Source organism: Klebsiella sp. 141162 (assembly GCF_050600755.1).
Lineage (GTDB): Bacteria > Pseudomonadota > Gammaproteobacteria > Enterobacterales > Enterobacteriaceae > Klebsiella > Klebsiella aerogenes.
Genome location: NZ_JAQIRI010000016.1, coordinates 11,917 through 33,664 on the forward strand (window position 1 = coordinate 11,917; position 21,748 = coordinate 33,664).

A 21,748-nucleotide genomic window follows, 5' to 3' on the forward strand; every position below is an offset into this window, starting at 1 on the left:
CGTCGTCTGACAAGCCATCTCCTTTTTTTGTAACTGGAATGCGCTATGTCTACTACCAAACTGACCCGCCGGGAACAACGCGAACACGCGCAGCGATTCATTGATACGCTGGAAGGCACCGCTTTTCCCAATTCACGCCGTATCTACATTCAAGGCTCACAGGCTGATATCCGCGTCCCGATGCGTGAAATCCAGCTCAGCCCGACGCTCATCGGCGGTGATAACGATAACCCCCAGTACGAAGCCAACGAACCGATACCGGTGTATGACACCTCCGGGCCTTACGGCGACCCGGAGATCAACATCGATGTCCGCCAGGGACTGACAAAACTACGCCAGCGGTGGATCGACGCACGTAACGACTGCGCGCCGCTCAGCGAACGCAGCTCAGCATACACTAAAGCGCGGCTGGCCGACGATGGCCTCGATGAACTGCGCTTCGGCGGCCTGCTGACGCCTAAACGCGCCGTCGCCGGCAAATGCGTAACGCAACTACACTACGCCCGCCAGGGGATCGTCACCCCGGAGATGGAATTCATCGCCATTCGCGAAAACATGGGCCGCGAGCGTATCCGCAGCGAGGTGCTGCGCCAGCAGCATGCCGGAGAAGGCTTTGGCGCCCGCCTGCCGGACAACATTACCGCCGAGTTCGTCCGCGATGAAGTCGCTGCCGGGCGAGCCATCATCCCGGCCAATATCAATCACCCGGAATCCGAACCGATGATTATCGGCCGCAACTTCCTGGTGAAAGTGAATGCCAATATCGGCAACTCGGCGGTGACCTCTTCCATCGAGGAAGAGGTCGAGAAGCTGGTCTGGTCAACCCGCTGGGGCGCCGACACGGTAATGGACCTCTCCACCGGCCGCTATATCCACGAGACCCGCGAATGGATCCTGCGCAACAGCCCGGTGCCGATTGGTACCGTCCCGATTTACCAGGCGCTGGAGAAAGTTAACGGCATTGCCGAGAACCTGACCTGGGAAGCCTTCCGCGATACCCTGCTGGAACAGGCCGAACAGGGCGTCGACTACTTCACGATTCATGCCGGGGTGCTGCTGCGCTATGTGCCGATGACCGCGAAGCGGTTGACCGGTATCGTCTCGCGCGGCGGTTCTATCATGGCCAAGTGGTGCCTGTCGCATCATCAGGAAAACTTCCTCTACCAGCACTTCCGCGAAATCTGTGAAATCTGCGCCGCCTATGACGTGTCGCTGTCCCTCGGCGATGGTCTGCGCCCCGGCTCGATTCAGGATGCCAACGACGAGGCGCAGTTCGCCGAGCTGCATACGCTGGGCGAGCTGACTAAAATCGCCTGGGAGTATGACGTTCAGGTGATGATTGAAGGCCCCGGCCACGTGCCGATGCAGATGATTCGCCGCAATATGACCGAAGAACTGGAGCACTGCCACGAAGCGCCGTTCTACACGCTGGGGCCGCTCACCACCGACATCGCGCCGGGCTATGATCATTTCACTTCCGGTATCGGCGCGGCAATGATTGGCTGGTTTGGCTGCGCCATGCTGTGCTACGTCACGCCAAAAGAACATCTCGGCTTACCCAACAAAGAGGATGTGAAACAGGGACTCATTACCTACAAAATCGCCGCCCACGCCGCCGACCTCGCTAAAGGCCACCCCGGCGCGCAGATCCGCGACAACGCGATGTCCAAAGCGCGTTTCGAATTCCGCTGGGAAGACCAGTTCAACCTCGCGCTCGATCCCTTTACCGCGCGGGCCTATCACGATGAAACCCTGCCGCAGGAGTCCGGCAAAGTCGCCCACTTCTGCTCCATGTGCGGGCCAAAATTCTGTTCGATGAAAATCACCCAGGAGGTCCGCGACTACGCCGCGAAGCAAAGTATCGAGGCCGGCATGGCCGATATGTCAAATAACTTCCGCGCCCGCGGCGGTGAAATCTACCTGAAAAAGGAAAATGCCTGATGTACCAGCCTGACTTTCCGCCCGTACCGTTTCGTCTCGGGCTTTATCCGGTTGTCGATAGCGTGGCGTGGATTGAGCGCCTGCTGGAAGCTGGCGTGCGCACCATTCAGTTACGGATCAAGGACCAGCGCGACAGCGACGTAGAGGATGATGTCATCGCCGCCATCGCACTTGGCCGCCGCTATCACGCACGGCTGTTTATCAATGATTACTGGCAACTGGCGATTAAGCACCGGGCGTACGGCGTACATCTGGGTCAAGAGGACCTGGAAACCACCGATCTGAGCGCCATCCGTAAAGCCGGACTGCGCCTTGGCGTCTCCACTCACGACGACATGGAAATTGACGTCGCGCTGGCGGCGCGCCCTTCCTACATCGCGCTGGGCCACATCTTCCCGACACAAACCAAACAGATGCCTTCGGCGCCGCAGGGCCTCGAACAGCTTGCCGGGCATATTCATCGTCTGGCCGATTATCCGACGGTAGCGATAGGCGGCATCAGTCTGGAAAAAGCGCCGGGCGTACTGGCGACCGGCGTCGGCAGCATCGCGGTCGTCAGCGCCATTACCCAGGCAACAGACTGGCGGGCTGCCACAGCACAACTGTTAGCGCTGGCGGGAGCAGGCGATGAATGATCACGACTTCATGCGCTACAGCCGCCAGCTATTGCTGGAAGATATCGCCATCGAGGGACAGCAGAAACTGTTAGCCAGCCGGGCGCTGATTATCGGCCTGGGCGGCTTAGGTTCGCCGGCCGCGCTATATCTGGCAGGGGCCGGCGTCGGAACGCTGACCCTGGCCGATGACGACGCGGTGCATCTCAGCAACCTGCAGCGGCAAATTCTGTTCACCAGCGACGATATCGACCAGCCAAAAGCCGCGGCGGCAAAGACGCGGCTCAACCAACTCAATCCGCAAATCCGCCTCGTGGCGCTACAGCAGCGCTTAAGCGGCGAGTCGCTGCGCGCCGAAGTGGCGAAAGCCGACGTGGTGCTGGACTGTACCGATAACATGATTGCCCGCCAGGCGATTAACGCCGCCTGCGTCGCCCTTGAGACGCCGCTGGTAACCGCCAGCGCCGTCGGCTTCGGCGGCCAGTTGATGGTGCTGACGCCGCCCTGGGCGCAGGGCTGCTACCGCTGCCTGTGGCCGGACACCGCCGAACCACAGCGTAACTGTCGTACCGCGGGGATCGTCGGCCCGGTCGTCGGCATGATGGGGACGCTGCAGGCGCTGGAAGCCATTAAGCTCCTTAGCGGCATGGCGACGCCGCGCAACACGCTACGGCTGTTTGACGCCCGCACCAGCAACTGGCGCAACCTTACGTTGCAAAAGGCCCGGGGCTGTCCGGTTTGTGGAGGACATCATGCAAGTCTGGTTTAACGACGAACCGCTGGAGTGCGCGGACAACCTCAGCGTAAGCGCCCTGCTTAGCCAACTGGAACAGCTCCAGCCGGGCGTTGCGCTGGCGCTCAACCAACACATCCTGCCACGCGAACGGTGGGAAGATCATCTCTTGCAGGAAGGCGATCGGGTCCTGCTTTTTCAGGTTATCGCCGGAGGCTGACATGTTACGTATTGCTGATAAGACATTTGAATCCCACATTTTTACCGGAACCGGCAAATTCGCCGCCCCGGAGGTAATGGTCGAGGCGATTCGCGCCTCGGGAAGCCAGCTGGTGACGCTGGCGATGAAGCGCGTCGATTTACGCCAGCATAATGACGCGATTCTCGCGCCGCTGCTGGCGGCGGGCGTTAACCTGCTGCCGAATACCTCAGGCGCCAAGACGGCGGAAGAAGCGGTTTTTGCCGCCCGCCTGGCGCGGGAAGCCTTAGGTACCCACTGGCTGAAACTGGAGATCCACCCGGACGCCCGCTGGCTGCTGCCTGACCCCATTGAAACCCTGAAGGCGGCGGAGCTACTGGTGCGCGAAGGGTTTGTCGTCTTGCCCTATTGCGGCGCCGACCCGGTCCTGTGCAAACGGCTGGAAGAGGCTGGCTGCGCGGCGGTGATGCCGCTGGGTGCGCCGATAGGCTCCAATCAGGGGCTGGAAACCAGAGCCATGCTGGAGATTATTATCGAACAGGCGACGGTACCGGTGGTGGTTGATGCCGGGATTGGCGTGCCGAGCCACGCGGCGCAGGCGCTGGAAATGGGCGCTGATGCGGTACTGGTCAACACCGCCATTGCCGTCGCCGACGATCCTGTCGCCATGGCCCGCGCCTTCCGCATGGCGGTCGATGCCGGATTACTGGCGCGTCAGGCCGGACCGGGGGCGCGCAGTACTCAGGCGCAGGCCACCAGCCCGCTGACCGGCTTTCTGGAGGCACTGGCATGAAAACTTTCAGCGATCGCTGGCGGCAGTTGGAATGGGATGACATTCGCCTGCGTATCAACAGCAAAACCGCCGCCGACGTCGAACGGGCGCTGGCGGCAAAACAACTCACCCGCGATGACATGATGGCCCTGCTCTCACCTGCCGCGGCCGATTATCTTGAACCGCTGGCCCAGCGCGCGCAGCGCCTCACCCGGCAGCGCTTCGGCAACACCGTCAGCTTTTACGTACCTTTGTATTTGTCCAACCTGTGCGCCAACGACTGTACCTACTGCGGCTTCTCAATGAGTAACCGCATCAAGCGCAAGACGCTGGATGAAGCGGAGATTGCCCGCGAATGCGCCGCAATCCGCAATTTAGGCTTTGAACATCTTCTGCTGGTCACCGGCGAACATCAGAGTAAGGTCGGAATGGATTATTTCCGCCAGCACCTGCCAGCCATTCGCCGCCAGTTTGCCTCGCTGCATATGGAAGTGCAGCCGCTGGCGACCGAAGAGTATGCCGAACTAAAAACGCTGGGGCTTGATGGGGTGATGGTCTATCAGGAGACCTACCATGAAAGTATGTATGCCCAGCACCATCTGAAGGGTAAAAAGCAGGATTTCTTCTGGCGCCTTGATACACCGGATCGTTTAGGCGAAGCGGGGATCGATAAGATCGGCCTCGGCGCGCTCATTGGCCTTTCCGACAGCTGGCGAGTGGACTGCTTTATGGTCGCCGAGCATCTGCTATGGCTACAGCAGCGCTACTGGCGCAGCCGCTACTCTATCTCCTTTCCGCGTTTACGCCCTTGCGCCGGCGGTATTACGCCAGCTTCGCTGATGGACGAGCGTCAGCTGGTGCAGACCATTTGCGCCTTCCGCCTGCTGGCGCCGGAGGTTGAGCTGTCGCTCTCGACCCGTGAATCACCGTGGTTCCGCGACCGGGTGATCCCGCTGGCGATTAACAACGTCAGCGCGTTCTCCAAAACCCAACCCGGCGGCTACGCCGACGATCATCCGGAACTTGAGCAATTTGCTCCCCACGACGATCGCCGCCCTGAAGAGGTTGCCAGCGCGCTGGCCGCCCGTGGCCTACAGCCGGTATGGAAAGACTGGGATAGCTGGCTGGGACGCGCCTCGCAATCATCATGAAGTATGCTGCAAGCCGCTGATTATTTTGCGTGCCTGCACGAGAGATGGAAAACGGAGGCTCGCCCAACTGCCGCCATTTTTCTATTCTGCCAGGGTCAGCAGCGGACGCTGACCAGGGCGAGTTTTTCTTTCCTCTCTTCGCCCTGCCTCTACGGTCCGCACTGCCACAAACATATTACTATCGAATATTAATCACGATGCTGAGCGCACTCAGCGTTATAATTTAGCGATAGTTACCTGATTCGCTAAGCAGGCATGCTGGCTTAACCTGCGTCTAAACCCACGGTTTATACCCTAAATAATTCGAGTTGCAGAACAAAACGGCTAGCCGTTTTGAACAGCGCTTGCGCTGGCCCCGTAAAGGCGAGGCCCAAGGATGGGCCGAGTTATTGCCAACGCACATGCAACTTGAAGTATGACGGGTATATTGATTCTGGACGATTAACAACTTATGGCACGCCACAACAGAAAGCTTTCTTTTACTACGCCGATCGTAGTGGGCTTTGCGGGGATTTTGCTCAGTTTTTTACTGATCGCAATCTTTGTTACCGCGACGCAGAAGAAAAATTTTCTCGAAGATTATCATCATATTAACCGCAACTTTACCCATAATCTTGCGGTGAACTACACCGAATCTCTGCTGCGCGAGAATGACTACATTCTGGCGCGCGCGACGAAATACTTCGCCCGCGACGATGCGCTCAATATCGCCGTAAATGTCAATCCGCAAAAGGGTCTGGACGATCTGATGCGTTTGCAGGAGCTGATGCCGACGGTCTCCTCCATTTCGCTTGCCGATACTCTCGGCCATTATCTGCGCGCTCCCGAGGTGATGGAAGGCGATGAGAGCCGCTCGTTTGATCCTAAAACGCGTCCCTGGTTTATTCGCCAGGCGGAAGCCAGTACCTTCAGTCTCTATACCACTCCTTACCTTGACTACTTCACTCACCATCCTACCGTCACCGTCTACCGGCCTGTCATTTCGCCGCAGGGGCGGCTCAAAGGTAGCCTGGCGTTTCATATGGATCTAACGTCGATGGGCTACGCGTTACGGCAGATTGTCTCACCGGTGCAGGGCGAGTTTTTTGTCGTGCAACGCGACGGCAAAGTGGTGATCCATCCCGATACCGGCGCGCTATTTAAAACCTACATTAGCGCGGAACTCATGGACAAAATGACCAGTGCGGAAGGCCAGCTTTATGATGAGGAGCATAAGGCCTGGTACTACTACTATTCCTTTACCAATCCTGACTGGTTCGTTATTTTCCGCGTTACCGATGCCACCCTTGACGACCTGACGCGCTATGAAACCGATATTGTCGCCTGGGGCTTCGCTCTTGCCGCTATCGTCATTGTTCTGTTCGGGCTTTATCTGCGTCACGCTTCGCGTACCGTACTGATGAACATCATTAACGCCATCAAGACCGGCGACGTCAAACGCGCGCCGCGGCTGGAAGCCATGCTCAGCAAAGCGATCGAGAGCAATAAACAGCGTGAGCTCACCTATGTCCGCCAGGCCACCATCGATGCCCTGACCGGCTGCAAAAACCGCCGCGCCTTCGACAGCGATATCGCCGCGCTGATGAACGATCACCAGCCTTTCGCCCTCGCGTTGGTCGATATCGACAACTTCAAATCGATTAATGATACCTGGGGCCATCTCAATGGCGACATCGTACTGCGCAACGTCGCGCGTGAAGGGTTACAGATCCTGCAGCCTCAGGAGATCTCGCTTTACCGCTACGGCGGCGAAGAGTTTGCCGTAATCTTCCCTGCCGAACATATCGACAACGCGCTCACCATTCTGGAGAGCTGGCGCCTTAACGTTGCCAGCCGAACCTGGCGCGAAGAAGGATTAACCGTCACCTTTAGCGCCGGCCTCGGAGAGTGGAATATGGAGCCGCTGGAAAAACTGGTCGTTAGCGTGGATGAAGCGTTGTATAAGGCCAAACAGCAGGGCAAGAACCGAATCGTTCGCGCCTGAGCGTAACCCTCTGATAGCCCGCTTTTGCGGGCTTTTTTATCTCTGCCGCTGCAAAATTGAAACCGGTTTCATTTTTTGTGATGTTTTACACACAATCATGGTGAAGCGGTTGTGCCACGCCGCCGCCCGCGATAAAGATGGTATATCAAGGAACATACATAAGGGCGATGAAACAATGAAGAATATCGTTTTATGCTGTGCCGCAGGAATGTCCACCAGCATGCTGGTGCAACGTATGAAAGACGCCGCGCAGAAGAAAGGCGTCGAAGTGTCTATTAAAGCCGTGCCGGTAGCGGAGTTCAAAGATAACCTGGCCACGGCGGATATTATCCTGCTCGGCCCACAGGTGAAGTATGAACAGGCAAAACTACAGGCGCTAGCCGACCCGGTTGGTAAAAAGGTCGCCGTTATCGATATGATGGATTACGGCATGATGAAAGGCGATGCCGTTCTTGATAAAGCCCTGAAGCTGATGGAGTAAGGCATGGAAGATTTAGAGACGATTATCATGGAGCTGCTGGTCAACGCCGGCTCCGCGCGCAGTTCTGCCCTCACTGCCCTGCAGCAGGCGCGTAAAGGGGATTTCGCCGCCGCCGAGCAGGCTATGGCCGACTCCCACGAATTTGTAAAGCATGCGCATAAAATCCAGACCCAGCTTATCGGCATGGATGAAGGCAGCGGCAAGCTGCCGGTGAACCTGATTACCGTGCACTCCCAGGATCATCTGATGAACGCGATGGTGATTCAGGATTTAGCGACCGATATGATCGAACTGTATCGCCGCCTGCCGCCCGCACAATAATCCCAATGAGCTAGCAGGCGCCGCCAGCGGCGCCTGTCTCACTTACAGAAAACCGTACATCGCCGCGAACACCCAGCCGAAGACGCAAGAAACGCTCACGCCAATTAATCCTGGCAGGATAAAGCTATGGTTAATGACAAAGCGGCCAATATGGGTTGTGCCTGAACGGTCAAACTGAATCGCCGCCAGATCGCTTGGGTAAGTCGGCAGGATGTAATAGCCATAGCAGGCGGGCGCGGAAGCGACGATATAGGCCGGGTCAACGCCGATCGCCAGCGCCACCGGGACAATCGCCGCCAGCGCCGCCGCCTGAGAGTTGACAAACTTCGATACCAATAACAGCACGATAGCGTAGGCCCACGGGTACTCCTTCACCATTTCTCCGAGTACACCTTTAATCTCGGTCATATGCGCGCCGAACATGGTTTCCGCCATCCACGCGATACCATACACCGCGACGATAGCGATCATCCCCGAGCGGAAAACCTCATTTTTAGAAATCGAAGCCGGATTGGTTTTGGTAATAATAATGATGAGCGCCCCGGAGAGCAGCATGAACATCTGGATCACCAGAACCATAGAGAGAGGCTTTCCGTCGAACGCCGGACGCAATTCAGAAAACGCGCCAAGCAGCGCCACCACGGCAATTGAGGCAAGGAAGATCCACATCGCAATCCAGTTGCTGGTCGGCAGCTTTTTATCCAATAGCGTGGCCGTGTCGCCATAAACATAATGACGGTTTTCCGGTATCGCAATAAACGCCTGGAAGGTCTCGTCTTTATCAAGATCTTTACCGCGGAACCAGCTGAAGATACCAATCGCCAGGATCCCTAGCAGCGTTGACGGAATGGTTATCGCCAGCAAATCGAGAAACTCAAGGTGCTTACCGTTAAAGGTAAAATTCCCGAGCATCGCCACCAGCGAGACCACCGCCACCGAAACCGGGCTGGCAATGATCCCCATCTGGGCGCCAATTGAGCTCGCCGCCATCGGCCGCTCCGGGCGAATATTATTTTTGATAGCCACGTCGTAAATAATTGGCAGGATCGTATACACCACATGGCCGGTACCGCACAGGATCGTCAGCGTACAGGTGACGAATGGCGCGACGATAGAAACGTATTTGGGATTGCGCCGCAGGAGCTTCTCGGCAATCTGCAGCATCACGTCTAAACCGCCAGATGCCTGTAGCGTCGCCGAGGCGGCCACCACCGCGATAATCACCAGCATGACATCAACCGGCGGCTTTCCCGGTTTAAGATGAAAGACAAAAACTAAGATAACTAACCCAATGCCGCCTAAAAGGCCGAGCGCAATACCACCCTTTTTCGCGCCGTAGAACAGACAAATTAAGATAATGATGAGCTGTATAGCAAATTCCATGTATCCCCCAGAAGCTATCCATTAAATAACGACAATACTCTCCGCCTTATTTTTATTTTTGCTCACCTCCTCCATTGCCTTTTAACAGGCGCAGCGAACCCCTCAGTTGCGGTAAACCGAAAAGGATGGGGAAAAGTAATCACATGATTCTTTGAGTGTTTTGACTATATAGCGTTTACGTCGCTTATTTTTTGATACATGTAGAATTTTTATCCATCGATTAGTGATGGCATAAAGAAATAGCAAATTGATAATTACCAGGCATGTTTAATTTGCTAATTAATTGCGGCAATTACATTAAATAAATGTAATTTATTTTAGGTGAGATAAATCGACAGGTAATAAAAAAGCCAGTCAGGTTTCCTGACTGGCTTTTAAGCGCTTAGCGCATCAACGATTAATCGTTGTCAGAACCGCCCAGGCCTGCGTTCAGCAGTTCTGCCAGGTTGGCAGACGCTTCTTCTACGCTCACCTGCGGCGCAGCTGGCTGTTCGCCCGCTGCGCGACGGCGCATACGATCCTGGTGGTACGCATAACCGGTACCCGCCGGGATCAGACGACCCACGATGACGTTCTCTTTCAGACCGCGCAGTTCGTCGCGTTTGCCCGCAACGGCTGCTTCGGTCAGCACGCGAGTGGTCTCCTGGAACGAGGCCGCGGAGATGAAGGACTCGGTTGCCAGAGACGCTTTGGTGATACCCAGCAGGTCGCGGGAATAGGTTGCCGCAACTTTGCCATTCGCTTCAAGCTCGCGGTTAGCGATCTTAACGCGGGAGTATTCAACCTGCTCGCCTTCGAGGAAGTCGGAGCTACCAGCACTTTCGATGGTCGCTTTACGCAGCATCTGACGAACGATAACTTCAATGTGCTTATCGTTAATCTTAACGCCTTGCAGACGATAAACGTCCTGCACTTCGTTGGTGATGTAACGCGTTACCGCGTGTACGCCACGAAGACGCAGAATGTCGTGCGGCGCTTCCGGACCGTCGGAAACCACGTCACCACGTTCTACACGTTCACCTTCGAACACGTTCAGCTGACGCCATTTCGGAATCATCTCTTCGTACGGTTCGCTACCGTCTACCGGGGTGATAACCAGACGACGTTTCCCTTTGGTTTCTTTACCGAAGGAAATGATGCCGCTGATTTCAGCCAGGATTGCCGGCTCTTTCGGACGACGTGCTTCGAACAGATCCGCAACGCGCGGCAGACCACCGGTGATGTCCTTGGTACCGCCAGATTCCTGCGGAACACGGGCCAGGGTGTCACCAGAGCTGATCTGTACGCCATCTTCCAGCTGAACAATCGCTTTACCCGGCAGGAAGTACTGAGCAGGCATATCGGTGCCTGGGATCAGAACGTCGTTGCCCTGAGCATCAACAATTTTCAGCGCCGGACGCAGATCTTTACCACCGGAGGTACGTTCTGCGGAATCCAGAACCACCAGCGAAGACAGACCGGTCAGCTCGTCGGTCTGACGAGTAATGGTCTGGCCGTCGATCATGTCAGTGAAGCGGACGAAACCACTCACTTCGGTGATAACCGGCATGGTATGCGGATCCCAGTTTGCAACGGTTTCACCGCCAGCAACCTGTTCGCCGTCGCCTTTCGCCATAACGGAACCGTAAGGCACTTTATAGCTTTCTTTCGTACGACCGAATTCGTCGATCAGCTTCAGTTCGGTGTTACGAGAGGTGATAACCAGTTTACCGCTGGAGTTCACAACCGACTTCGCGTTGCTCAGACGGATGCTACCTTTGTTTTTCACCTGGATGCTGGATTCAGCAGCCGCACGAGATGCCGCACCACCGATGTGGAACGTACGCATCGTCAGCTGTGTACCCGGCTCACCGATGGACTGTGCCGCGATAACGCCGATAGCCTCACCTTTGTTGATGATGTGGCCACGCGCCAGGTCACGACCGTAGCAGTGCGCACATACACCAAAGTCGGTGTCACAGGATACAACGGAACGAACTTTGACGGAGTCAACGGAGTTCTCTTCCAGCAGGTCACACCAGTGCTCGTGCAGCAGCGTGTTGCGTGGAACCAGAATGTCCGCGGTACCCGGCTTCAGAACGTCTTCAGCAGTCACACGACCCAGTACGCGATCGCGCAGCGGCTCTTTAACGTCGCCACCTTCGATAACCGGCGTCATGGTGATGCCTTCCAGGGTGCCACAGTCGTCTTCAGTAACAACCAGGTCCTGCGCAACGTCAACCAGACGACGAGTCAGGTAACCGGAGTTCGCTGTCTTCAGTGCGGTATCCGCCAGACCTTTACGAGCACCGTGGGTGGAGATGAAGTACTGGAGTACGTTCAGACCTTCACGGAAGTTCGCGGTGATCGGCGTTTCGATGATGGAGCCATCCGGCTTCGCCATCAGACCACGCATACCAGCCAGCTGACGAATCTGTGCCGCAGAACCACGCGCACCGGAGTCGGCCATCATGTAGATGCTGTTGAAGGAAACCTGCTGTTCTTCTTGGCCGTCACGGTTAATAACGGTTTCGGTTTGCAGATTATCCATCATCGCTTTGGATACACGATCGTTCGCCGCAGCCCAGATATCGATAACTTTGTTGTAGCGTTCGCCCGCAGTAACCAGACCAGACTGGAACTGTTCCTGAATCTCAGCAACTTCAGCTTCCGCTTCGCTGATGATTTCGTATTTTTTCTCCGGGATGACCATGTCATCGATACCAACGGACGCACCTGAACGCGCTGCATAAGCAAAGCCGGTGTACATCGTCTGGTCCGCAAAAATAACGGTCGGTTTCAGACCCAGAATACGGTAACAGGTGTTCAGCATCTTGGAGATCGCTTTCTTACCGAGCGCCTGGTTCACGATAGAGAACGGCAGACCTTTCGGTACGATCATCCACAGAATGGCACGGCCAATGGTCGTGTCTTTCAGGCTGGTCTTCGCGACGAATTCACCATTGTCGTCTTTTTCGTATTCGGTGATACGCACTTTAACGCGCGCATGCAGAGAGGCCAGACCGGCGCGATAAATACGCTCCGCTTCTTTCGGGCCAGTCAGCACCATGCCTTCGCCTTTGGCGTTAACACAGTCACGGGTCATGTAGTACAGACCCAGTACAACGTCCTGAGACGGAACGATGATTGGTTCGCCGTTCGCCGGGGACAGGATGTTGTTGGTAGACATCATCAGCGCACGCGCTTCCAGCTGGGCTTCCAGCGTCAGCGGTACGTGAACAGCCATCTGGTCACCATCGAAGTCGGCGTTATATGCCGCACAAACCAGCGGGTGCAGCTGAATAGCTTTACCTTCGATCAGAACCGGTTCGAACGCCTGGATACCCAAACGGTGCAGTGTTGGCGCACGGTTCAGCAGTACCGGGTGTTCGCGGATAACTTCGTCCAGGATATCCCAAACGACGGCTTCTTCGCGCTCAACCATTTTCTTAGCGGCTTTGATGGTGGTGGCCAGGCCACGCAGTTCCAGCTTGCCGTAGATGAACGGTTTGAACAGCTCCAGCGCCATTTTCTTCGGCAGACCGCACTGATGCAGACGCAGGTATGGACCTACGGTGATTACAGAACGACCGGAGTAGTCAACACGCTTACCGAGCAGGTTCTGACGGAAACGACCCTGTTTACCTTTGATCATATCGGCCAAAGATTTCAGAGGACGTTTATTAGAACCGGTGATCGCACGACCGCGACGACCGTTATCCAGCAGGGCGTCGACCGCTTCCTGCAGCATACGTTTTTCGTTGCGTACGATGATATCCGGCGCAGCCAGATCCAGCAGACGTTTCAGACGGTTGTTACGGTTAATGACGCGACGATACAGATCGTTCAGGTCAGAAGTCGCAAAACGACCGCCATCCAGCGGAACCAGCGGACGCAGATCTGGCGGCAGAACCGGCAGAACGGTCAGGATCATCCACTCCGGCTTGTTGCCAGATTGAACGAACGCTTCCAGCAGCTTAATGCGCTTGGTCAGCTTTTTACGCTTGGTTTCGGAGTTGGTTTCGTTCAGCTCTTCACGCAGCTGCTCGCACTCTTGCTCCAGGTCCATGCTTTTCAGCAGGGCCTGAATAGCTTCGGCGCCCATCTTCGCGTCGAATTCATCACCGAACTCTTCCAGCGCGTCCAGGTACTGCTCTTCAGTCAGAATCTGGTTGCGTTCGAGGTTGGTCATGCCACCTTCGATAACAACATAAGATTCAAAGTACAGTACGCGTTCGATATCACGCAGCGGCATATCCAGCAGCAGACCGATACGGGACGGCAGAGACTTCAGGAACCAGATGTGGGCAGTCGGAGACGCCAGCTCGATGTGGCCCATGCGCTCACGACGCACTTTGGTCTGGGTCACTTCAACGCCGCACTTCTCACAGATAACACCACGGTGTTTCAGGCGCTTGTACTTACCGCACAGGCACTCATAGTCTTTTACTGGCCCGAAAATACGAGCGCAGAACAGACCGTCACGTTCTGGCTTGAACGTACGGTAGTTAATGGTTTCCGGCTTTTTAACTTCACCGAAAGACCATGAACGGATCATGTCTGGCGATGCCAGAGCAATTTTGATCGCATCAAACTCTTCGGTTTTAGTTTGCGCTTTCAGAAACTTTAATAAGTCTTTCACGGATTTGCTCCCGTCGGAGTTAGCACAATCTGGCGCCGGGTTTTACCCCGGCACCAGTGACCTGTTTGAGCGAGAGTTACTCGTCTTCCAGTTCGATGTTGATGCCCAGCGAGCGGATTTCTTTCAACAGTACGTTGAAGGATTCCGGCATGCCCGGTTCCATCTGGTGGTTGCCGTCCACGATGTTTTTATACATCTTGGTACGACCGTTCACGTCATCAGACTTAACGGTGAGCATTTCCTGCAGGGTGTAGGCCGCGCCGTATGCTTCCAGCGCCCACACTTCCATCTCACCGAAGCGCTGACCACCGAACTGCGCCTTACCACCCAGCGGCTGCTGAGTAACCAGGCTGTAAGAACCGGTGGAACGAGCGTGCATTTTGTCGTCGACCAGGTGGTTCAGTTTCAGCATGTACATGTAACCTACGGTTACCGGACGTTCGAACTGTTCACCGGTGCGGCCGTCAAACAGAGTGATCTGACCGGAAGTCGGCAGGTCGCCCAGCTGCAGCAGCTCTTTGATTTCAGCTTCTTTCGCACCGTCGAATACCGGCGTTGCGATCGGCATGCCTTTACGCAGGTTTTCAGCCAGACGCAGAACTTCTTCATCGCTGAAGGTATTCAGGTCAACTTTCTGGCGAACGTCAGCGCCCAGATCGTAAGCACGCTGGATGAATTCGCGCAGTTTCGCGACTTCTTGCTGCTGTTTCAGCATGGCGTTGATCTTATCGCCGATACCTTTCGCAGCCATACCCAGGTGAGTTTCCAGGATCTGACCGATGTTCATACGAGACGGTACGCCCAGCGGGTTCAGTACGATATCTACCGGCGTACCGTTAGCATCGTGCGGCATATCTTCGATCGGGTTGATCTTAGAGATAACACCCTTGTTACCGTGACGACCCGCCATCTTATCACCAGGCTGGATACGGCGTTTAACGGCCAGGTATACCTTAACAATCTTCAGCACGCCCGGTGCCAGATCGTCGCCTTGGGTGATTTTACGGCGTTTCGCTTCGAGTTTTTTCTCGAACTCGTGTTTCAGTTCGTCATACTGCTCAGCCAGTTGCTCCAGCTGATTTTGTTTCTCTTCGTCGGTCAGGCCCAGTTCCAGCCAGCGATCGCGCGGCAGTTTGTCGAGCTTGTCAGCTTCAACGCCACCGGCAACCAGCACAGCGTAGATACGGCTGAACAGACCAGCTTCGAGGATCTGCAGTTCTTCAGACAGGTCTTTTTTAGCCTGCTTCAGCTGCATCTCTTCGATCTCAAGAGCACGCTTGTCTTTTTCTACGCCGTCACGGGTAAACACCTGAACGTCGATAACGGTACCAGAGACACCGTTCGGTACGCGCAGAGAAGAGTCTTTAACGTCAGACGCTTTCTCACCGAAGATCGCGCGCAGCAGTTTCTCTTCCGGAGTCAGCTGGGTTTCACCTTTCGGGGTTACCTTACCAACCAGAATGTCGCCGCCGGTCACTTCCGCACCGATATAAACGATACCGGATTCATCCAGTTTAGAGAGCGCGGCTTCACCCACGTTCGGGATGTCAGCGGTGATCTCTTCCGGCCCCAGCTTGGTGTCACGGGACACGCATGCCAGTTCCTGAATGTGGATGGTGGTGAAACGGTCTTCCTGGACAACACGCTCGGATACGAGGATGGAGTCTTCGAAGTTGTAGCCGTTCCACGGCATGAACGCTACGCGCATGTTCTGACCCAGCGCCAGTTCACCGAGGTCGGTGGACGGGCCGTCGGCCAGGACGTCGCCGCGTTCAATTGGTTCACCCAGGGACACGCAAGGCATCTGGTTGATGCAGGTGTTCTGGTTAGAACGGGTGTACTTGGTCAGGTTATAGATGTCGATACCTGCTTCGCCCGGGTACATCTCGTCTTCGTTAACTTTGATAACGATACGGGAAGCATCCACGTACTGAACGGTACCGCCACGTTTAGCCACCGCAGTAACACCGGAGTCAACGGCAACAGCACGTTCCATACCGGTACCAACCAGCGGCTTATCAGCGCGCAGAGTCGGAACCGCCTGACGTTGCATGTTCGCACCCATCAATGCACGGTTGGCGTCATCGTGTTCCAGGAACGGGATCAGGGACGCACCGACGGATACCACCTGCTGGGTGGATACGTCCATGTAGTCAACCTGGTCGCGGCTGAACAAGCTGGATTCGCCTTTACTACGGCAGGTAACCAGATCTTCAACAAAGTGGCCTTCGTCATCCAGGTTGGAGTTCGCCTGAGCGATGACGTAGTTACCTTCTTCGATAGCAGACAGGTAATGAATTTCGTCGGTAACAACACCGTCGGTCACTTTACGATACGGGGTCTCAAGGAAACCGTATTCGTTAGTCTGTGCGTACACGGACAGGGAGTTGATCAGACCGATGTTCGGACCTTCAGGCGTTTCGATTGGACATACGCGACCATAGTGAGTCGGGTGTACGTCTCGAACTTCGAAGCCTGCGCGTTCACGGGTCAGACCGCCTGGGCCGAGTGCGGAGATACGACGTTTGTGCGTAATCTCAGACAGCGGGTTGTTCTGGTCCATAAACTGGGACAGCTGGCTGGAACCAAAGAACTCTTTCACTGCTGCGGAAATCGGCTTGGCGTTGATCATATCCTGAGGCATCAGGGTATCCAGATCGCCCAGAGACAGACGCTCTTTAACCGCACGCTCTACACGCACCAGGCCAACGCGGAACTGGTTTTCCGCCATTTCGCCAACGGAACGGATACGACGGTTGCCGAGGTGGTCGATATCATCGACTTCGCCTTTACCGTTACGGATATCGATGAGCTTCTTCATCACTTCGATGATGTCGTCTTTGCTCAGGATACCGGAACCTTCGATTTCGTCGCGCAGCAGAGAACGGTTGAACTTCATACGACCAACCGCGGACAGATCGTAGCGGTCTTCGGAGAAGAACAGGTTCTCAAACAGGCTTTCAGCCGCTTCACGAGTCGGCGGCTCACCCGGGCGCATCATGCGGTAGATTTCTACCAGCGCGCTCAGACGATCGTTGGTTGGGTCGACGCGTACAGTTTCAGAAATGTACGGACCGTGGTCCAGATCGTTGGTGAACAGCGTTTCGATACGCTTGTGGCCGGACTGGCTCAGTTTAGCCAGCAGATCCAGGCTCAGCTCCATGTTCGCCGGGCAGATCAGTTCGCCGGTCGCTTCGTCGATGTAGTCTTTAGAAGCAACTTTACCCGCGATGTACTCAACCGGAACTTCGATATGTTTGATATCGTCTTTTTCCAGCTGGCGAATATGGCGCGCGGTAATACGACGGCCTTTCTCAACGTACACTTTACCGTTGGCTTCGATATCGAAGGAGGCGGTTTCACCGCGCAGACGCTCCGGTACCAGCTCCATCTGCAGCTTGTTGTCGCGAATTTCAAAGACCACTTTCTCGAAGAACAGGTCAAGGATCTGCTCAGTGGTGTAATTCAGCGCGCGCAGAATGATGGTTGCAGGCAGTTTACGACGACGGTCGATACGAACGAACAGGTTGTCTTTCGGGTCGAATTCGAAGTCCAGCCAGGAACCACGGTAAGGAATGATACGTGCGTTATACAGGACCTTACCGGAAGAGTGAGTCTTACCTTTGTCACTGTCAAAGAAGACGCCCGGGCTACGGTGCAGCTGAGAAACGATAACACGCTCGGTACCGTTGATAACGAAGGTACCGTTGTCGGTCATAAGCGGGATTTCGCCCATGTAGACTTCTTGTTCTTTAATGTCTTTAACGGTGCCTTCCGGCGCTTCGCGCTCGTAGATCACCAGACGCAGTTTCACGCGCAGCGGTGCGGAATACGTCACGCCACGGATCTGACATTCTTTAACATCAAAAACAGGTTCGCCCAGACGGTAGCTGACGTATTGCAGCTCTGAATTACCGCTGTAGCTCTGAATCGGGAATACGGAACGGAAGGCTGCTTCCAGACCATACTGCCCTTCAGGATCTTGCTCGATAAACTTCTGGAACGAGTCAAGCTGGATAGAAAGGAGATAAGGCACATCCAGAACTTGTGGACGTTTACCAAAATCCTTACGAATACGTTTTTTCTCGGTATAGGAGTAAACCATAGGGTTCCTCAGCTCGCTGACAAGTCGACCCATCTGCCCGGAAAGGGCAGTTTTTTATGCAACACTATTTTGTTGACCGGAAAATGGAACACTTTCCGCAATGCCTGTTGCTATCACGCTTAAACCATTTCATTGCGATTTACACAGCCCAGGAACCCTAACCTGTCGCAGTATATTAAGTCGTCGATAGAAACAAGCATTGTGAGGCAAACCAGCAGTCAAACAGTGTGAAATGCTACTGGCGCCTTACAGCGCAAAAAGGCTGGTGACTAAAAAGTCACCAGCCTCAGCCTAATTTCTCAGGCTGCAACCGGAAGGGTTGGCTTATTTAACTTCAACTTCAGCGCCAGCTTCTTCCAGAGATTTTTTCAGAGCTTCAGCGTCGTCTTTGCTGATGCCTTCTTTCAGTGCAGCCGGTGCAGATTCTACCAGGTCTTTAGCTTCTTTCAGACCCAGGCCAGTCGCGCCACGTACTGCTTTGATAACAGCAACTTTGTTAGCGCCAGCAGCTTTCAGAATTACGTCGAATTCAGTTTTTTCTTCAGCAGCTTCAGCCGGGCCAGCAGCTACAGCTACAGCAGCAGCAGCGGAAACACCGAATTTTTCTTCCATTGCAGAGATCAGCTCAACAACGTCCATTACGGACATAGCGGATACTGCTTCAATGATTTGATCTTTAGTGATAGACATTTAAATTGTTCCTGAATATCAGAATAAGTTTATACGTAAGCGAGTGCTTTACAAAGATAACTGCGATTAAGCAGCTTCTTTCGCATCGCGTACAGCAGCCAGAGTACGAACCAGTTTGCCAGCCGAAGCTTCTTTCATGGTTGCCATCAGGCGTGCAATTGCTTCTTCGTAGGTCGGCAGAGTTGCCAGGCGGTCGATTTGCGACGCCGGGATCAGCTCACCTTCAAAGGCAGCGGCTTTGACCTCAAATTTTGCATTCGCTTTCGCGAACTCTTTGAACAGACGAGCAGCAGCGCCCGGGTGTTCCATAGAGTATGCAATCAGGGTCGGACCAACAAACGTGTCTTTCAGGCACTCGAACGGAGTACCTTCAACGACGCGGCGCAGCAGGGTGTTACGAACAACACGCATGTAAACGCCAGCTTCACGACCTGCTTTACGCAGTTCAGTCATTTTATCTACAGTTACGCCACGGGAATCCGCAACTACTGCAGACAGCGCGCCTTTGGCTACTTCGCTGACTTCAGCAACAATCGCTTGTTTGTCTTGAAGATTTAAAGCCATTAGCTTTGCTCCTGGATGTTTGCCAGAGCTTATGCTCTGGAACTCACTTCACTCTATTCAACGAATAGAGCGTCTTAATACGGTGAGCAGAAACAAGCCAGAGTATCCAAAAAAATAATCTTAGCGTTCTGTCACCGTCTACGCAGGGGATTAAGTTTCTTACGAAACACCTGCGGTCTTCGACGGAGGCCTGGATAGGCCAGGCTCCAACGAACAAATTCTTCCTATGACTTGGTCCTTCGAACCGCAGCGGCGTTAGCTGCAATTCAAATGACTCGCATAGCGTCTGTCTTATTGACAGAATCGTGGGGGTAAGATTGTAGACAAAATCACCGCCCACGTAAAGGCATTAGTTTGCAGAAGCGTTCAGGCCAGCCTGATCTACTGCAACACCTGCACCCATGGTGGTGGAGATGCTAACTTTCTTGATGTACACGCCTTTAGCCTGAGTCGGTTTTGCTTTTTTCAGCGCAACCAGCAGAGCTTCCAGGTTTTCTTTCAGTTTGTCAGCGTCAAAGTCCACTTTACCGATGGTGGTGTGGATGATGCCGTTTTTGTCGTTACGATAACGAACCTGACCTGCTTTAGCGTTCTTAACCGCTTCAGCAACGTTAGGAGTTACGGTACCAACTTTCGGGTTTGGCATCAGGCCGCGCGGGCCCAGAACCTGGCCCAGCTGGCCAACAACGCGCATTGCATCCGGGGAAGCAATAACAACGTCAAAGTTCATTTCGCCTTTCTTGATCTGGTCAGCCAGATCTTCCATACCTACCAGCTCGGCGCCTGCAGCTTTAGCAGCTTCAGCGTTCGGGCCCTGTGCAAATACGGCAACGCGAACAGAACGGCCAGTACCGTGCGGCAGTACAGTTGCACCACGTACGTTCTGGTCAGATTTACGAGCATCGATGCCCAGGTTTACAGCAACGTCAACGCTTTCAACGAACTTAGCGGTCGCCAGTTCTTTCAGCAGAGAGATGGCTTCGTTGATGTCGTACTGTTTAGTTGCATCAACTTTCTCACGAATCACGGACATGCGCTTGGTCAGTTTAGCCATTTCTTAGTCCTCCACTACCAGGCCCATGGAACGTGCAGTACCTTCGATGGAGCGAGTCATCGCTTCAATGTCGGCACCAGTCATGTCGGCAGCTTTGGTCTGCGCGATTTCCTGCAGCTGAGCGCGGGAAATTTTACCAACTTTCTCTTTGTTCGGCTTACCGGAGCCGGACTTGATACCAGCCGCTTTTTTCAGCAGAACTGCTGCCGGCGGAGTTTTGGTAACGAAAGTGAAAGAACGGTCAGCGTAAACGGTGATAACAACCGGGATTGGCAGACCTTTTTCCATGGATTCAGTTTTTGCGTTGAACGCTTTGCAGAATTCCATGATGTTAACGCCCTGCTGACCCAGTGCTGGACCAACCGGCGGACTCGGGTTTGCCATACCAGCTGCAACCTGCAGCTTGACGTAGGCTTGTACTTTCTTAGCCATTCTTAAATCCTCGAATTGGGTATTAACGCTTCAGAGAAGCTCCCCGTGATTAAACATCGTTTTACGGGCCAGGCCCATAAAAACAAAAGGCGCGAAATTGTATTCCAATTTCGCGCCCTATGCAACGATTAAATCGCTGCTTTTTTGATCGCCAGCTTACGCCTTCTCAACCTGACCGAAGTCCAGCTCTACCGGAGTCGCACGACCGAAGATAGAAACGGAAACTTTCAGGCGGGACTTCTCGTAGTCCACTTCTTCAACAACGCCGTTAAAGTCAGCAAACGGACCGTCGTTAACGCGAACCATTTCGCCCGGTTCAAACAGCGTTTTCGGACGTGGCTTATCGCCAACCTGCTGCAGACGGTTCATGATGGCATCGACTTCTTTGTCGCTGATCGGCGCCGGACGGTCGGAAGTACCGCCGATGAAGCCCATCACGCGCGGGACGCTGCGCACCAGGTGCCAGCTCGCGTCGTTCATGACCATCTGAACCAGAACGTAGCCTGGGAAGAATTTGCGTTCGCTTTTGCGACGCTGGCCGCCACGGATTTCAACCACTTCTTCGGTCGGAACCATGACTTCGCCAAACAACTCTTCCATGTTGTGTAATTTGATATGTTCACGCAGCGAAGTAGCTACGCGACCTTCAAAACCGGAAAACGCCTGAACGACGTACCAGCGCTTTTTAGGAGCTTCAGACATC

Annotated in this window: 17 protein-coding genes; 9 read left to right on the top strand and 8 right to left on the bottom strand. The window is 54.6% G+C overall.

Features of this window, described 5'->3' with window-relative positions; all coding sequences use genetic code 11:
- Positions 1-45: 45 nt before the first annotated feature.
- The 9 genes from thiC to PGR23_RS23975 all read left to right on the top strand — a co-directional run bounded on the left by thiC (position 46) and on the right by PGR23_RS23975 (position 8,196).
- The gene (thiC, locus tag PGR23_RS23935; protein ID WP_045397333.1) at positions 46-1,941 is read left to right on the top strand and encodes a phosphomethylpyrimidine synthase ThiC; all 1,896 of its coding nucleotides are present in this window, start codon (positions 46-48) and stop codon (positions 1,939-1,941) included.
- Complete coding sequence (gene thiE / locus PGR23_RS23940; RefSeq protein WP_063415961.1) at positions 1,941-2,576, top strand: thiamine phosphate synthase; 636 nt, start codon at positions 1,941-1,943, stop codon at positions 2,574-2,576. The genes thiC and thiE overlap by 1 nt, the downstream gene beginning before the upstream one ends.
- A complete protein-coding gene (locus PGR23_RS23945; protein WP_045397339.1) occupies positions 2,569-3,324 on the top strand; it encodes a HesA/MoeB/ThiF family protein in 756 nt (251 codons plus the stop codon). Before thiE ends, PGR23_RS23945 begins: the two co-directional genes overlap by 8 nt.
- Positions 3,308-3,508 (top strand): sulfur carrier protein ThiS, encoded by a 201-nt coding sequence (gene thiS / locus PGR23_RS23950; RefSeq protein ID WP_015704010.1) that lies wholly within the window; start codon positions 3,308-3,310, stop codon positions 3,506-3,508. The genes PGR23_RS23945 and thiS overlap by 17 nt, the downstream gene beginning before the upstream one ends.
- A gap of 1 nt (position 3,509) precedes the next feature.
- On the top strand, positions 3,510-4,280 hold the full coding sequence (gene thiG / locus PGR23_RS23955; RefSeq protein ID WP_045397342.1) for a thiazole synthase: 771 nt from the start codon (positions 3,510-3,512) through the stop codon (positions 4,278-4,280).
- The gene (gene thiH / locus PGR23_RS23960; RefSeq protein WP_047067099.1) at positions 4,277-5,410 is read left to right on the top strand and encodes a 2-iminoacetate synthase ThiH; all 1,134 of its coding nucleotides are present in this window, start codon (positions 4,277-4,279) and stop codon (positions 5,408-5,410) included. Before thiG ends, thiH begins: the two co-directional genes overlap by 4 nt.
- A 451-nt stretch (positions 5,411-5,861) precedes the next feature.
- Positions 5,862-7,394, top strand: a complete 1,533-nt coding sequence (locus PGR23_RS23965) for a sensor domain-containing diguanylate cyclase (protein ID WP_047047091.1) — start codon at positions 5,862-5,864, stop codon at positions 7,392-7,394.
- Between the two features lie 175 nt (positions 7,395-7,569).
- The gene (locus PGR23_RS23970; protein ID WP_045397351.1) at positions 7,570-7,875 is read left to right on the top strand and encodes a PTS sugar transporter subunit IIB; all 306 of its coding nucleotides are present in this window, start codon (positions 7,570-7,572) and stop codon (positions 7,873-7,875) included.
- Positions 7,876-7,878: 3 nt separating this feature from the next.
- Positions 7,879-8,196 carry a PTS lactose/cellobiose transporter subunit IIA gene (locus tag PGR23_RS23975; protein WP_045397355.1) on the top strand — a complete coding sequence of 106 codons (318 nt, stop codon included), beginning with the start codon at positions 7,879-7,881 and terminating at the stop codon, positions 8,194-8,196.
- A gap of 42 nt (positions 8,197-8,238) precedes the next feature.
- Here the strand turns inward: PGR23_RS23975 and dcuB are convergent, their stop codons facing one another.
- The 8 genes from dcuB to nusG form a co-directional block, all read right to left on the bottom strand.
- The gene (gene dcuB / locus PGR23_RS23980; RefSeq protein WP_045397357.1) at positions 8,239-9,579 is read right to left on the bottom strand and encodes an anaerobic C4-dicarboxylate transporter DcuB; all 1,341 of its coding nucleotides are present in this window, start codon (positions 9,577-9,579) and stop codon (positions 8,239-8,241) included.
- A 397-nt stretch (positions 9,580-9,976) separates the two neighbouring features.
- Positions 9,977-14,200 carry a DNA-directed RNA polymerase subunit beta' gene (gene rpoC, locus PGR23_RS23985; protein WP_045397360.1) on the bottom strand — a complete coding sequence of 1,408 codons (4,224 nt, stop codon included), beginning with the start codon at positions 14,198-14,200 and terminating at the stop codon, positions 9,977-9,979.
- A gap of 76 nt (positions 14,201-14,276) precedes the next feature.
- Positions 14,277-18,305, bottom strand: coding sequence for a DNA-directed RNA polymerase subunit beta (gene rpoB, locus PGR23_RS23990; RefSeq protein ID WP_015704004.1), 4,029 nt, complete (start codon positions 18,303-18,305; stop codon positions 14,277-14,279).
- A gap of 324 nt (positions 18,306-18,629) precedes the next feature.
- Complete coding sequence (gene rplL / locus PGR23_RS23995) at positions 18,630-18,995, bottom strand: 50S ribosomal protein L7/L12 (RefSeq protein ID WP_003033114.1); 366 nt, start codon at positions 18,993-18,995, stop codon at positions 18,630-18,632.
- 66 nt (positions 18,996-19,061) lie between these two features.
- Positions 19,062-19,559, bottom strand: coding sequence for a 50S ribosomal protein L10 (gene rplJ, locus PGR23_RS24000; protein WP_004097644.1), 498 nt, complete (start codon positions 19,557-19,559; stop codon positions 19,062-19,064).
- Positions 19,560-19,908: 349 nt separating this feature from the next.
- Entirely contained in the window at positions 19,909-20,613 is a 705-nt protein-coding gene (gene rplA, locus PGR23_RS24005; RefSeq protein ID WP_015368826.1) for a 50S ribosomal protein L1, read from the bottom strand.
- A 3-nt stretch (positions 20,614-20,616) separates the two neighbouring features.
- Positions 20,617-21,045, bottom strand: a complete 429-nt coding sequence (gene rplK / locus PGR23_RS24010) for a 50S ribosomal protein L11 (RefSeq protein WP_020079906.1) — start codon at positions 21,043-21,045, stop codon at positions 20,617-20,619.
- Between the two features lie 156 nt (positions 21,046-21,201).
- On the bottom strand, positions 21,202-21,747 hold the full coding sequence (gene nusG, locus PGR23_RS24015; RefSeq protein WP_007665882.1) for a transcription termination/antitermination protein NusG: 546 nt from the start codon (positions 21,745-21,747) through the stop codon (positions 21,202-21,204).
- Between the last annotated feature and the right edge of the window lies 1 nt (position 21,748).